This is a genomic window from Streptomyces sp. NPDC058051 (assembly GCF_042885475.1).
In the GTDB taxonomy this organism is placed as follows: domain Bacteria; phylum Actinomycetota; class Actinomycetes; order Streptomycetales; family Streptomycetaceae; genus Streptomyces.
Genome location: NZ_JBHVRW010000005.1, coordinates 223,157 through 236,938, shown reverse-complemented (window position 1 = coordinate 236,938; position 13,782 = coordinate 223,157). Strand labels below are relative to the sequence as shown.

The 13,782-nt window shown below is 71.4% G+C and carries 10 protein-coding genes; 5 read left to right on the top strand and 5 right to left on the bottom strand.

Annotated features, from left to right (window positions below; all coding sequences use genetic code 11):
- The first annotated feature begins 153 nt into the window (after window positions 1-153).
- The 3 genes from ACFVUT_RS11035 to ACFVUT_RS11025 all read left to right on the top strand — a co-directional run bounded on the left by ACFVUT_RS11035 (window position 154) and on the right by ACFVUT_RS11025 (window position 5,982).
- Window positions 154-1,221, top strand: coding sequence for a hypothetical protein (locus ACFVUT_RS11035; protein WP_389645342.1), 1,068 nt, complete (start codon window positions 154-156; stop codon window positions 1,219-1,221).
- A gap of 179 nt (window positions 1,222-1,400) precedes the next feature.
- Window positions 1,401-4,706, top strand: a complete 3,306-nt coding sequence (locus tag ACFVUT_RS11030; RefSeq protein ID WP_389645339.1) for a S8 family serine peptidase — start codon at window positions 1,401-1,403, stop codon at window positions 4,704-4,706.
- 247 nt (window positions 4,707-4,953) lie between these two features.
- On the top strand, window positions 4,954-5,982 hold the full coding sequence (locus ACFVUT_RS11025; protein ID WP_389645336.1) for an aspartate-semialdehyde dehydrogenase: 1,029 nt from the start codon (window positions 4,954-4,956) through the stop codon (window positions 5,980-5,982).
- Window positions 5,983-6,111: 129 nt separating this feature from the next.
- Here the strand turns inward: ACFVUT_RS11025 and ACFVUT_RS11020 are convergent, their stop codons facing one another.
- Entirely contained in the window at window positions 6,112-6,615 is a 504-nt protein-coding gene (locus ACFVUT_RS11020; RefSeq protein ID WP_389645333.1) for a DUF1203 domain-containing protein, read from the bottom strand.
- Between the two features lie 113 nt (window positions 6,616-6,728).
- Here ACFVUT_RS11020 and pepN point away from each other — a divergent pair, with 113 nt between their 5' ends.
- Window positions 6,729-9,305: an aminopeptidase N gene (pepN, locus tag ACFVUT_RS11015; protein ID WP_389645330.1), complete on the top strand. Its 2,577-nt coding sequence runs from the start codon at window positions 6,729-6,731 to the stop codon at window positions 9,303-9,305.
- A gap of 232 nt (window positions 9,306-9,537) precedes the next feature.
- Here the strand turns inward: pepN and ACFVUT_RS11010 are convergent, their stop codons facing one another.
- From ACFVUT_RS11010 to ACFVUT_RS11000, 3 genes are read right to left on the bottom strand one after another with little or no spacing between them, the layout of a single operon-like run.
- Window positions 9,538-9,768, bottom strand: a complete 231-nt coding sequence (locus ACFVUT_RS11010; RefSeq protein WP_389645327.1) for a hypothetical protein — start codon at window positions 9,766-9,768, stop codon at window positions 9,538-9,540.
- Between the two features lie 20 nt (window positions 9,769-9,788).
- Window positions 9,789-12,155: a 4-alpha-glucanotransferase gene (gene malQ, locus ACFVUT_RS11005; protein WP_389645324.1), complete on the bottom strand. Its 2,367-nt coding sequence runs from the start codon at window positions 12,153-12,155 to the stop codon at window positions 9,789-9,791.
- Window positions 12,156-12,464, bottom strand: a complete 309-nt coding sequence (locus ACFVUT_RS11000; protein WP_389645321.1) for a hypothetical protein — start codon at window positions 12,462-12,464, stop codon at window positions 12,156-12,158.
- Between the two features lie 169 nt (window positions 12,465-12,633).
- Here ACFVUT_RS11000 and ACFVUT_RS10995 point away from each other — a divergent pair, with 169 nt between their 5' ends.
- Window positions 12,634-12,903, top strand: coding sequence for a hypothetical protein (locus tag ACFVUT_RS10995; protein ID WP_389645319.1), 270 nt, complete (start codon window positions 12,634-12,636; stop codon window positions 12,901-12,903).
- A 159-nt stretch (window positions 12,904-13,062) separates the two neighbouring features.
- On the opposite strand, the gene ACFVUT_RS10990 is transcribed toward ACFVUT_RS10995, so the two are convergent.
- Window positions 13,063-13,599 carry an HNH endonuclease gene (locus tag ACFVUT_RS10990; RefSeq protein ID WP_389289322.1) on the bottom strand — a complete coding sequence of 179 codons (537 nt, stop codon included), beginning with the start codon at window positions 13,597-13,599 and terminating at the stop codon, window positions 13,063-13,065.
- Window positions 13,600-13,782 lie beyond the last annotated feature (183 nt).

The window sequence follows — 13,782 nt, the reverse complement described above, 5'->3', positions numbered from 1 at the left end:
GAGGACGGGGAGCAGCCCGGCCGGTGGAACAATCCCCCAGGACGGCCCATTTCGGCCATCGAACGCGCGTACTTTAGGACGGCGTTGTCCTGGATTGTCGACGGGCATGTAACAGGGGTTAGGGCCGCGACCGCTTGCGGGATACACCGGAGCATGACCAAGAACACCCCGCTCTCCCCGTGTCACCGCCGCGACACCGGCGACGTCCGTCAACGTGTGCTGTCCGCAGCGCAGTTGAGGGCGCATGGCGTGTCCGCCGCACAGGCCGCCGCGCAGTGCAGGACCGGCGGGCCGTGGCAGCAGCCGCTGCCCGGCGTGTACGTCCTGCACCCGGAACCGCCCACCGGCGAGGAGCGGCTGCGTTCCGCCCTGCTGTACGCGGGCCGGCCGTCGGCCTCCGGCCGGGGGTCCGCGACCGCCCAGCAGCCGCCGGACGCGGAACCCGAGTACGGCGAGGCCGTGGTCACCGGGTTCGCCGCGCTCGCCCTGCACGGGATCGCGGTCACGCCGCCCGCGTCGTCGGACCGGATCGACGTGCTGGTGCCCCGCACCCGCCGGACGCGCTCGGTCCGGTACGTCCGCCTGGTGCGGACCTCCGAGCCGCCCCGCCCCGAGCAGGTGCGGGGCCTGCCCGTGGCACCGGCGGAGCGGGCGCTCGCGGACGCGGTCGCCGGGCTCGGGGACGCCGCGGTCGTACGTCGCCTGCTCATCGAGGCGGTGCGCGGCGGGCACTGCGAGCCCGCCGCCGTCGTGGGCGAGTTGAGCCGGGCCGGACTGCTGGGCCGCCCTCAGGTGGTGAACGCCGTCGAGTCACTGCTCGCCGAGGGCCGGGCACTGGCGGAGAGCCGGCTGTACGACATGGTGCGGGCGTATGGTCTGCCGGAACCGCTCTGGAACGTGGACCTGCGACTGCCCGGCGGTCCGCATCTCGGCGCGGTGGACGCCTTCTGGCCGCAGGAGGCGGTCGCCGCGGTGCTCGACACCAGGGCGCCGCGGCACAGCAGACTCGACGACGACCGGCGCCAGGAGGAGCACGACACGCAGTGGACCGCGTACGCCGCCAAGCGGGAGCATCTGGAACGGCTCGGCGTCACGGTCGTCCATCTCTCGCCGAAGAAGCTGCGCGACGCGCGGGAGCAGCAGGCGGTCGTGGTACGCACGGCGCTGATGGCGGCGGCCGATCGTGAACCGGCCGCGTACGTGATGGTCCTCCCTCGCTGAAAACGGGCCACAGCGGCCACTTATCCACCTTTTTGCTCCTGATGGCACATCAGCCACGTTGGCGGGATTGCGCCATGTCAACATCTCGCCCCCTGCAACTCTCCACAAACCCCTGTCATTTACGAAAGGGTGAGCGGTCATCCGGTACCGAATTCCGGACTCTCTCTTTCAATTCAGGGATGCTGATGACCTCCGAGTCCCCCAGTTCCATACCCGGGGCGAGACGCGTGGCCCGAGTGGCGGCTGCCGCCGGTCTGGTGGCCGCGCTGGCCGCCACCGGCGCCGCCCCGGTCTTCGCCGCCGATGACCCCGCTCCCGCTCCGGTCAAGTCCGCCGCAGGCGGCGCCACGGCCGACAAGCTCGGCAAGGCCGACGCCGATGTTCTGGCCAAGGCCAAGGCCGAGGGCGAGAAGAGCATCACGATGATGGTCGCCACCGCTCCCGGTGCGACCGAGCAGGTCACCCAGCAGTTGGACGCCGTCAAGGGGTCCGTGCTGGGACGTACGTACGACAAGCTCGGCTACGTGCGGGCCACCGTGCCCACCTCGTCCGCCGAGGCGACGATCAAGGCGGCCTCCAAGCTGTCGTCCGTCTACGGCATCGATCTCAAGCAGGAGATCAAGCTGGACGACCCGACGCCCACGGCCGACCGGGCCGCCGGCGCGACGGCGAAGTCCACCGGCACCTACCCGGCGCCGGGCAAGAACACCCCGGCGAAGAACCCGTACAACCCGTCCTTCGAGACGGGCGCGGTCGACTTCGTCAAGCAGCACCCGAAGGCCGACGGCCGGGGTGTGACCATCGGCATCCTGGACTCGGGGGTCGATCTCGGCCACCCGGCGCTCCAGAAGACCACCACCGGCGAGCGCAAGATCGTCGACTGGGTGACGGCCACCGACCCGGTCAGCGACGGCGACGGCACCTGGCTGCGGATGTCGGCCTCGGTGTCCGGCCCGACGTTCGCCATCGGCGGCCGGACCTACTCGGCGCCGACCGGTTCGTACAAGATCCAGCTCTTCTCCGAGGCCGCCACCAAGGGTGGCGACATGGCCGGGGACCTGAACCGGGACGGCGACACCACCGACGTCTGGGCCGTGCTCTACGACCCGGTCGCCGGCACCGTCCGCGTCGACCTGAACAACAACGCCGACTTCACCGACGACGCCGTCATGAAGCCGTACAAGGACGGCCACCAGGTCGGCTACTTCGGCACGGACAACCCGGCGACCGATGTCGTCGAGCGCATCCCGTTCGTCGTGGAGACCCGCAAGGACGTCGTGTACAACGCGGCCGGCGACAAGGCCGACTACGTCAACATCGGCGTCATCGAGTCCGAGCACGGCACCCACGTCGCGGGCATCACCTCCGCCAACGGGCTCTTCGGCGGCGCGATGAACGGCGCCGCGCCCGGCGCGCAGATCGTCTCCTCGCGTGCCTGCACCTGGTCCGGCGGCTGCACCAACATCGCGCTCACCGAGGGCATGATCGACCTCGTCGTGAACCGCGGTGTCGACGTCGTCAACATGTCGATCGGTGGCCTGCCGCCGCTCAACGACGGCAACAACGCCCGCGCCGAGCTCTACAAGCGGCTCATCGACATCTACGGCGTCCAGCTGGTCATCTCGGCCGGCAACGACGGCCCGGGTGTCAACACCATCGGTGACCCCGGTCTCGCCGACCACGTCATCTCCGTCGGCGCGGCCATCTCCAAGGAGACCTGGGCCGCGAACTACGGCTCGAACGTCACCAAGAAGTACGACATGCTGCCCTTCTCCTCGCGCGGTCCGCGTGAGGACGGCGGCTTCGCGCCGATCCTGACCGCCCCGGGTGCGTCGATCAACACCACCCAGACCTGGCTGCCCGGCGGCCCGGTCAAGGAGGCGGGCTACAGCCTGCCGGCGGGTTACTCCATGCTGCAGGGCACCTCGATGTCCTCGCCGCAGGCCGCCGGTGCGACGGCACTGCTGCTGTCGGCCGCCAAGCAGAAGCACATCGAGCTGCCCCCGGCCGATCTGCGGACCGCACTGACCAGCACCGCCACCCACATCAAGGACGTGCCCGCGCACGCCCAGGGCGCCGGTCTGATCAACATCGTCGGCGCCTGGAAGCAGATCGAGAAGCAGGGCTCCCCGGCGCACGAGTACACGGTGAAGGCCCCGGTCGACACCTCGATCGACTGGGCGCTGAAGACCCCCGGCTTCGGTACCGGTCTGTACGACCGCGAGGGCGGCCTGAAGGCCGGCCAGAAGAAGTCGTACGACGTCACGATCACCCGCACCACGGGTCCGGACAAGGACGTCAAGCACAAGCTGTCGTGGAAGAACAACGACGGCACCTTCAAGCTGACCGGCTCCGGCACGGTCTCGCTGCCGCTGGGCAAGCCGGTCACCGTCAAGGTTCAGGCGCAGCCGCGCAGCGCGGGTGTGCACAGCGCGATCCTGCAGGTGGACGACAGCAAGACCGTCGGCGTGGACCAGCAGATCCTCTCCACGGTCGTCGTCTCCACGCCGCTCGTGAAGCCCTCCTACGCGTTCAAGGCGTCCGGCTCGGTGCAGCGCAACGGCACCACGTCGTACTTCCTGACCGTGCCGGAAGGCGCCAAGACCCTTGAGGTCGCGATGAGCGGGCTGCGCTCGGGCAGCCAGACCCGCTTCATCTCCATCCACCCGTACGGGGTGCCGATCGAGGACAGCTCCACGATCTACTGCTACCCGAACTACGAGAACCCGGCCAACACCTGCCGCCCGGACGTGCGCTCCTACAAGGACCCGCAGCCCGGCGTCTGGGAGATCGAGGTCGAGGCACGGCGTACGTCGCCGCTGCTGGACAACCCGTACAAGCTCGATGTCTCGCTGCTCGGTGCGACCTTCGACCCGGCCGTGCAGACCATCGACGAGGCGAAGGTCGGTACGCCGGCCGCGGTGGACTGGACCGTCACCAACAACGCCGGTGACCTGGAGGGCACGCTCCAGGGCGGCTCGCTGGGCTCGGCCAAGGTCGACACGCCGTCGATCGGCACGGGCGACGAGCAGGAGTACACCGTCACCATCGGTGAGGGCGTCGAGAAGCTGGACGTCGCCATCGGCGGTACGTCGGACAACAACGCCGACATCGACCTGTACGTCTTCAAGGGCAGCACCCAGGTCGGCAGCTCCACCACGGCCGGGTCCGAGGAGTCGGTCAGCCTGGTGAACCCTGCCGCCGGCACGTACACCATCGTGATCGACGGCTACAGCGTCCCGGCCGGCACGACCACGTACAACTACCGCGACGTGTACTACGCGCCGTCGCTCGGCACGATCAAGGTCGACGAGTCGAAGGCCGTGAACCTGGCCAACGGCGCCTCGGCGCAGATCGGCGCCGAGGTCTCGGTCGGCGGAGCGGCACCCGAGGGCCGGCAGTTCTTCGGCGAGGTCCACCTGGTGAACAGCCACGGGACCGCGGCGGGCACCGGCAGCGTCGTGATCGAGAAGGTCACGCAGTAGCGGGTGGCACCACGGCGGTGACCGCGGTCACCGTGTGATCCGTACGACAGTGGGGCGGGCGCTCGGAAGAGCTCCCGCCCCACTGCTCTGCGCCCGGCCGGGCGCCGGAAGAGCACCCGTCCCACCGCCGAGCGCCTCCGCCGGGCAGGCACTGTCCGCAGCGCGGACAATGGATTGGACAAGGAAGCCGTGGACATACGCATCATGGACCGGCAACCTGCCAGTTCGTACGTTCGAAGGAGTCCCTGTGAAGGTCGGAATCGTCGGCGCCACCGGTCAGGTCGGCACAGTCATGCGCAGGATTCTGGCCGAGCGGAAGTTCCCGGCCGACGAGCTGCGACTGTTCGCGTCCGCGCGCTCCGCGGGCTCCACGATCGAGTGGCAGGGCCGGGAGATCACCGTCGAGGACGCCTCCACGGCTGATTACTCCGGGCTCGACATCGTGCTGTTCTCGGCCGGTGGAGCGACGTCGAAGGCGCTCGCCGAGAAGGTCGCCGCGCAGGGTGCCGTCGTGATCGACAACTCCTCCGCCTGGCGCAAGGACCCCGAGGTCCCGCTCGTCGTCTCCGAGGTCAACGCGCACGCGATCGCGCACCGGCCCAAGGGCATCATCGCCAACCCGAACTGCACCACGATGGCCGCCATGCCCGTGCTCCGCCCCCTGCACGACGAGGCCGGCCTCCAGACGCTGACCGTCGCCACCTACCAGGCGGTGTCCGGTTCCGGCCTGGCCGGTGTCGCCGAGCTGCACGGCCAGGCCTCCAAGGTCGTCGCCGACGCCGACAAGCTCACCCACGACGGCGAGGCCGTCGACTTCCCCGAGCCGGACGTCTACAAGCGTCCGATCGCCTTCAACGTGCTGCCGCTGGCCGGCTCCCTCGTCGACGACGGCTCCTTCGAGACCGACGAGGAGCAGAAGCTCCGCAACGAGTCCCGCAAGATCCTGGAGATCCCGGAGCTCAAGGTGTCCGGCACCTGCGTCCGGGTGCCGGTCTTCTCCGGCCACTCGCTCCAGGTCAACGCGCGTTTCGCCCGCCCGATCAGCGTCGAGCGCGCATACGAGCTGCTGAAGGACGCCCCGGGCGTCGAGATCTCCGAGATCCCCACCCCGCTGCAGGCGGCCGGCAAGGACGCCTCCTTCGTCGGCCGTATCCGCGTCGACGAGACCGTGGAGAACGGCCTCGCGCTCTTCGTCTCCAACGACAACCTGCGCAAGGGCGCGGCGCTGAACGCGGTGCAGATCGCGGAGCTGGTGGCGGCCGAGCTGAACGGCTGACGCGTCCGACGGCGGGCGCGGGGCGGCGACCGGGGAGCGGGGCGCCGGGGCGCCGGGGCAGGGCCACGGAGCGACGACCGGGGAGCGGGGCCCGCCCCGCATCACCCGCCCCGCAGCACCCGCCCCGCATCACCGGGGGCGGCGCACCTCGAACTGGAAGCACCCGTATTCCATGGCCCTGACGTGCACCAGTGCCACTTCCGGGTCGGCGAAGGCCGCGGCAAGGGCCTCGTCGTACCCCCGCTCCTCGTCGGCCGGGATCTCCAGCAGCCGGCCGCCGACGATGCGGCCGGCCGCGTCGTAGCGCCGGACGGTGCGCACCGCTCCCGCCCGTGAGAAGGGGTACCCGGCCCGGTCGGCCGCGGGGCCGCCGCACTCCCGCGCGTGGATGAAGACCGGCCCCTGCTCGTCGTACGCCCCCGGCCTCGCCCCGGTCGCGGCCGCCCAGCGGCGCAGTGGCGCGTACGAGACGAGGGCGATCCGCTCCCCCGCCTCGTTGCCGCGCAGACAGCAGCGGAGCGGGTCGCCGCTGTCGGTGGCGGTGTACGGGGCGCAGGGGCGGCCCGCGTCATCGGTGTCGCGGAGCTCCTTGAGCGCGGCGGGATCGATCGGTCGTGCCTCGTATGCGGTCATATGGCGAGTGTGTCCCGCCGTGCGGACGCGGTCCGGCGGATATCGGACATCGCGCTGCGCACAGGTGGCGTGGAAGGATGACCCGAAACACCACAAACCAAGGAGATGACCGCGTGCCTGGCACCAATCTGACCCGCGAAGAGGCACAGGAGCGGGCGCGCCTGCTGACCGTGGACGCGTACGAGATCGATCTCGACCTCTCCGGAGCGCAGGAGGGCGGCACCTACCGATCCGTGACCACCGTGCGCTTCGACTCCGCCGAAGCAGGTGCGGAGACCTTCATCGACCTGATCGCCCCGGCCGTGCACGAGGTCGAGCTGAACGGCGCCGCGCTGGACGTGGCGGCCGTGTTCCGTGACTCGCGCATCAAGCTCCCCCACCTGGTCGCGGGATCCAACGAGTTGAAGGTCGTCGCCGACTGCGCGTACACCAACACCGGTGAGGGCCTGCACCGCTTCGTCGACCCGGTCGACCAGCAGGCTTACCTCTACACCCAGTTCGAGGTGCCGGACGCGCGCCGCGTCTTCGCGAGCTTCGAACAGCCCGACCTGAAGGCCACGTTCCGGTTCACCGTGAAGGCGCCGCAGGGCTGGACCGTCATCTCGAACTCGCCGACGCCCGAACCGCAGGACGGCGTCTGGTCGTTCGAGCCGACGCCGCGCATCTCGACGTACATCACGGCCCTGATCGTCGGCCCGTACCACTCGGTGCACAGCAGCTACGAGAAGGACGGCCGGTCCGTTCCGCTCGGCGTCTACTGCCGTCCGTCGCTGGCCGAGTACCTCGACGCGGACGCGATCTTCGACGTGACGCGGCAGGGCTTCGACTGGTTCCAGGAGAAGTTCGACTACGCCTACCCGTTCGCCAAGTACGACCAGCTGTTCGTCCCGGAGTTCAACGCGGGCGCGATGGAGAACGCGGGCGCGGTCACCATCCGCGACCAGTACGTGTTCCGCTCGAAGGTGACGGACGCGGCGTACGAGCGGCGTGCGGAGACCATCCTGCACGAGCTGGCGCACATGTGGTTCGGTGACCTCGTCACCATGGAGTGGTGGAACGACCTGTGGCTGAACGAGTCGTTCGCCACGTACACCTCGGTCGCCTGCCAGGCGTACGCGGAGGGCTCGAAGTGGCCGAACTCCTGGACCACGTTCGCCAACAGCGAGAAGACCTGGGCCTACCGCCAGGACCAGCTGCCGTCCACGCACCCGATCATGGCGGACATCCATGACCTGGACGACGTGCTGGTCAACTTCGACGGAATCACCTACGCCAAGGGCGCCTCGGTCCTGAAGCAACTGGTGGCGTACGTCGGCATGGACGAGTTCTTCAAGGGCGTCCAGGCGTACTTCAAGGCGCACGCGTTCGGCAACACCCGTCTGTCCGACCTGCTGGGCGCGCTGGAGGAGACCTCCGGCCGCGACCTGAAGACCTGGTCGAAGGCGTGGCTGGAGACGGCGGGCATCAACGTCCTGCGCCCGGAGATCACCACGGACGAGAACGGCCACGTCACGTCCTTCACGGTCCTCCAGGAGGCCCCGGCCCTCCCCGCCGGTGCGAAGGGTGAGCCGACGCTCCGGCCGCACCGCATCGCGATCGGGTGCTACGACCTCGACGGCTCCGGCAAGCTGGTCCGTACGAACCGGATCGAGCTGGACGTCGACGGCGCGCGCACGGCCGTCCCGTTCCCGGCCGGCACCGCCCGCCCCGCCGTGCTCCTGCTCAACGACGACGACCTCTCCTACGCGAAGGTCCGCCTCGACGAGGAGTCGCTGCGCGTCGTCACCGAGCACCTCGGCGACTTCACCGAGTCCCTCCCCCGCGCCCTGTGCTGGGCCTCCGCCTGGGACATGACCCGCGACGGCGAGCTGGCGACCCGCGACTACCTCTCCCTGGTGCTCTCCGGCGTCGGCAAGGAGTCGGACATCGGCGTCGTCCAGTCGCTGCACCGCCAGGTGAAGCTGGCACTGGACCTGTACGCGGCGCCGGAGTGGCGCGAGGCCGGGCTGACGCAGTGGACCGAGGCCACCCTCGCGCACCTGCGCGCGGCGGAGCCGGCCGGCGACCACCAGCTGGCCTGGGCCCGCGCCTTCGCGGCGACGGCGCGCACCCCGCAGCAGCTGGACCTGCTGCAGTCGCTGCTCGACGGCAAGGAGACGATCGAGGGCCTGGCCGTCGACACGGAGCTGCGCTGGGCGTTCGTCGAACGGCTCGCCGCCACCGGCGTGTTCGAGGAGGACGAGATCGCCGGCGAGTACGAGCGTGACAAAACGGCGGCGGGCGAGCGCCACGCGGCGACCGCCCGCGCGGCACGCCCCACCGAGGAGGCGAAGGCGGAGGCGTGGGCCTCGGTCGTGGAGTCCGACAAGCTGCCGAACTCCCTCCAGGAGGCGGTCATCGCCGGCTTCGTCCAGACCGACCAGCGCGAGCTGCTGGCCCCGTACACGGAGAAGTTCTTCGCGGCGGTCAAGGACGTCTGGGGATCGCGCAGCCACGAGATGGCGCAGCAGATCGCCGTCGGCCTCTACCCGGCCCTCCAGGTCTCCCAGGCCACTCTGGACGCCACGGACGCCTGGCTGTCCTCGGCGGAACCGAACGCGGCCCTGCGCCGGCTGATGTCGGAGTCCCGCTCGGGCGTGGAGCGCGCGCTGAGGGCCCAGGCGGCGGACGCGGCGGCAGCCAGGGCGTAACAGCCGCACGGCACGCAGTGAGGGGCGCCTCCCGCGATCGCGGGAGGCGCCCCTTCGTGGTGCGTGCGCACGGACCGGGGTCCGGCGGCGGGGGCCGCAGCGCGAACCGGGGCGCGGGCTGTCGTGGTGCGCGGCCGGGGGCGGGGTGAGGGGAGCGGGCGCCCCGGCGCGGACACGCGTGTGCGCCGCGCGGTACGGGGTACCGGCGGCGCACACGGGAGGAGCCGAGGTGTCAGGCCTGCTTCTTGGACTTGTCGAAGACCATGACGAGGCCCGCGATGACCACGAACAGGGCGATGGGAGCCACGACGTAGAGACCGACCGTCTCGATCACGCTCAGACCGGGGCCCGGGTCGTCACCGTCGTCACGGGTCAGCGCAAGCGCGGGGGACGACATGAGCAGCATCATCAGCGTCGTACCGGCCGCCACGGCGCCGGCGCGCATTGCGTTCTTCTTGTCCACGGTGCAAACGTAGCGAACGCCTACGACGGGCGCGCGCCCGGGGGTGCCGTACGAGGTTCCGGACGGGGTTCCGGGTGGGGTCCGTGAGCTCCTGAGCAGGGTCCGTGAGCTCCCGAGCGGGGTCCGAGGCCGCCTCCGCCCGGCCGGAAGACCTCCATCAGGCCGTGCAGGCGGGGTGCGGCGGCCAGCTCCTCCAGGGTGACCGGGTGGTTCTCCGCGTCGGCGACGGGCAGTCGCCAGTTGGGGTACTGGTCCCAGGTGCCGGGGAGGTTCTGCGGGCGGCGGTCGCCGAGCGTGTCGGGCAGCCAGATTCCGACCATGCGTGCGGGGGTGCGCAGCAGGAAGCGGTGCAGGGCGCGCACGGCGCCCTCCTCGTCGCCCTCGCCCTCGGGCAGCAGGCCGAGGCGGGTGAGCTGGGCCAGCCACTCGGAGGTGTCGGCCGCGTCCGCGGTCAGCTCCTCCGTGAGCCCGCGGGTGAGCAGACCGAGGCGGTGGCGCAGGGTCACGTGGTCGCCGGTCAGCCGGGCGGCGGTGGACGGCAGGTCGTGCGTGGTGACGGTGGCCAGGCAGCCCTCGCGCCACTCCTCCGGGGCCAGTGGGCGGCCGGTGCCCGACCAGTCCCGTTCGAACCAGAGCACGGACGTGCCGAGCACGCCGCGGCGTGCCAGCGCCTCGCGCACCCCCGGTTCCACGGTGCCGAGGTCCTCCCCCAGGACGACCGCGCCGGCCCGGTGCGCCTCCAGGACGAGGACGGCGAGCATCGCCTCGGCGTCGTGACCGACGTAGGTCCCCTCGGTGGGCGGGCGCCCCTCGGGCACCCACCAGAGCCGGAACAGGCCCATGACGTGGTCGATGCGCAGGGCCCCCGCGTGGGCGAGGAGTCCGCGCAGCAGCCCGCGGTACGGGGCGTAGCCGGACGCGGCGAGGACGTCGGGGCGCCAGGGCGGCAGACCCCAGTCCTGACCGCGGGCGTTGAAGGCGTCCGGGGGCGCGCCGACGGACATGCCGTGCGCGAAGGCGTCCTGCTGGGCCCAGGCGTCGGCACCATCGGGGTGCACACCGACGGCGAGGTCGTGAATGATGCCGACGGCCATGTGCGCGTCCAGGGCGGCGCGTTGCGCGGCGGCGAGCTGGCAGTCGGTCAGCCAGGCGAGCCGGCCGTGGAAGTCGACCCGGTCCAGCAGTTCGCGGCGGGCGTGGGCGGTCTCCTTGGAGCGGGGGTCGCGGAGCGCGGCCGGCCAGGCGCGCCAGTCGGAGCCGTGGACCTCGGCGAGGGCGCACCACAGGGCGTGGTCCTCCAGGGCCTGTCCCTGCTCGGCCAGGAAGTCGCAGTACGCGGCGCGACGGCCCGGGGTGAGGGGCACCTTCGTGACGAGTTCGAGGGCCTGGCGCTTGAGTTCCCAGACGGCGTCCCGGTCGATCAGGGCGCCTTTGTTCAGGACGGTGTCGCTGAGTGTCGCGGCGTCCTGCCGCAGGTCGTCGAGGATGCCCCGGTCCGGTACGTGCCCGTACTCGGGGATGGACTCGATGTGCAGATGGACGGGGTCGGGGAAGCGCCGCGACGAGGGGCGGTAGGGGGACGGATCGGTGGGGTCGCCGAGCACGGCGGCATGGAGCGGGTTCACCTGGACGAATCCGGCGCCGAGGGTCCGCCCGGACCAGGCGGCGAGGTCGGCGAGATCCCCGAGGTCACCCATGCCCCAGGAACGGGCGGAGAGCAGGGAGTAGAGCTGCACGAGGAAGCCGTGGCTGCGTGCGGGCGGCTGCGGCGCGCGGGGCGGGGCGACGACGAGCGTGCAGGTCGTGTTCCGGCCGTCCGGAGCACGCACGGCCAACCGGTGCACCCCGGGCGGCGGTTCGGCCCACCAGGCGGGGAGCACGGGCGCACCCGCCGGGGTGTCTCCGCCCGCGCCCCTGCCCGCGTCGGGCACGCTCCCGGCCGCGCCCGCACCCGCACCCGCACCCGCACCCGCATGCGCACCCACCCCCGTGTCCGCTCCCGTCACGGCGTCACCGTCCGGGTCGGCGGCGCCCCGTACCGAAACGGCCGGATCCGGCCGGTGAGCCGGAACGCGCATCGTCGGGGACGGGGGCGACCCGGCGTCCTCAAGGCCGATGTCCAGCGTGCTGCCGGGCGGCAGGGCGGTCAGGATCGGGGGCAACGGCTCCCCGGCCCACACCACCAGCGTCCGCGGGAGCAGCCGGGAGCGGGCCGAGGACTCGGCTGCGGCGAGCGATTCCCGTACCGCTTCGGGGGTGGCGGCATCCACGCCGAGGGCGGCGAGCACGGCGACGACCGTGTCCTCGGGAACGGACACCGTGACGTCGGCGGACGGGGAGTAGGAGGTGGCGACGCCGTGCAGTGCGGCGAGCCGGGACAAGCCCATTCAGACTCCTGGGGACTCCATGCCCCACGCGCCGCCGGACGTGGCCGGTTCGCTGGTCAGCGGGGCAATGACGGCGAGCGGGGCTTCGCTGGTCAAGGGGGTGGCGTCGGCGAGCGGCGGCTCGCTGGTGAGAGGTATCGCGTCGGCGAGCGGCGGCTCGCTGGTCAGCGGGCCGGGACCGGATGCGGCGAACGGAAAGGCACCGGACTGCGGACCGGGCGCACCGGCGGGGACAGCATCGGGCCGCGGGGCGGGACCGACCACCTGTTTGGAGAGGGCGGAGAGCAGGAGTTGCGCGGCAGCGGGCATGGCGGCCTCCTGGCCGTGGAGGAACAGGACACAGCAGGCCTACCCAGCGAACTCGACCGCAGACGTAGGCGTTACCACAACGACTTCAACGTGCCCTGAGTCACATTTCTTTCCCCAGGGGCTGGTTCTCCGCAAGTTGTCCGCCATTTTCGGCCATTCGGCGTCATCCTTGGCGTCGCCTCCCGACGGCCACCCCTCCCTCACCCCTCCAGCGACTTCGGGCATTTACGACACAACAACCACCCGCGTCCAGGTCTCCGCGGACTGCCGCCGTCGGCGGACGGCGGCGACCGTACGGGACGGGCAGGGCGGGCGCGAGTCGGTCCGGATGGACGCGCAGGACAACCACTGCCTCCGGATCCAGGACAAGGCCCGGGTCACCGCGTACGGCTGCTCGCTCCGGTCGGTGGAGGCACACACGGTCGCCTCAACGGAGTAACGCGCCACTCAGCCCCACTCCCGCTCAGCCCCGCTCAGCGCCACTCGCCCCCCCTCAGCTCCCACCCGCGCCGCTCGCGCCCGCGTGTCGTCCCGCTCGCGCCCGCGTCGCCCCCGGCTGCCCCTGCCCGGGCCCGGGGACGACAGAGGCCCGGATCTCTCAGGCTGAGATGCCGTCGATCCGGGCCATCGCGTCGTCCGCGCCGAACGGTTGCAAGTACGGCAGCCAGCGCGGGTCGCGGTGGCCGGTCCCGATGATGCGCCAGGCGAGGCCCGTCGGCGGGGCGGGCTGCTGGTGCAGCCGCCAGCCGAGCTCCGGCAGGTGCCGGTCGGCCTTGACGTGGTTGCAGCGGCGGCAGGCCGCCACCACGTTGTCCCAGGAGTGCTGTCCGCCCCGGCTGCGCGGAATGACATGGTCGACGCTGGTCGCGGCGGCGCCGCAGTACATGCAGCGGCCCCCGTCCCGGGCGAAGAGCGCCCTGCGGGTCAGGGGGACGGGCCCCCGGTACGGAACCCGTACGAACCGCTTCAGGCGGACGACGCTGGGGGCCGGGACGACCCGGGTGGCACTGTGCATGAAGGCGCCGGACTCCTCAAGGCATATGGCCTTGTTTTCGAGCACGAGGACGAGCGCGCGGCGGAGCGGTACGACGCCGAGCGGCTCGTACGACGCGTTGAGAACCAGGACGTGCGGCACGGTGGATGCCTCCTTGTACGCCGGCGGCGCGTGGCTCGCGCCGGGACGATCCGCTCTCAGTCTCTCCTCACGCCTGGTCAAAGCGCCACCACGTGCGGGTAACGGGCCGGGAGGATTTTTTTCTCCGCCCCGTGCCGATCACCCGTCGCCGCATGGCGGAGCGGGCGCTGCGGGGGCCGTTGC

What these genes read in the sequence shown, in the direction of transcription:
- malQ (WP_389645324.1), bottom strand. Translation starts at nt 12,155, where the DNA reads ATGGGCTTGTCCCGGCTCGCCGCACTGCACGGCGTCGCCACCTCCTAC.
- ACFVUT_RS11020 (WP_389645333.1), bottom strand. Translation starts at nt 6,615, where the DNA reads ATGACCGCATACGAGGCACGACCGATCGATCCCGCCGCGCTCAAGGAG.
- ACFVUT_RS11030 (WP_389645339.1), top strand. Translation starts at nt 1,401, where the DNA reads ATGCTGATGACCTCCGAGTCCCCCAGTTCCATACCCGGGGCGAGACGC.
- ACFVUT_RS11035 (WP_389645342.1), top strand. Translation starts at nt 154, where the DNA reads ATGACCAAGAACACCCCGCTCTCCCCGTGTCACCGCCGCGACACCGGC.
- ACFVUT_RS11000 (WP_389645321.1), bottom strand. Translation starts at nt 12,464, where the DNA reads ATGCCCGCTGCCGCGCAACTCCTGCTCTCCGCCCTCTCCAAACAGGTG.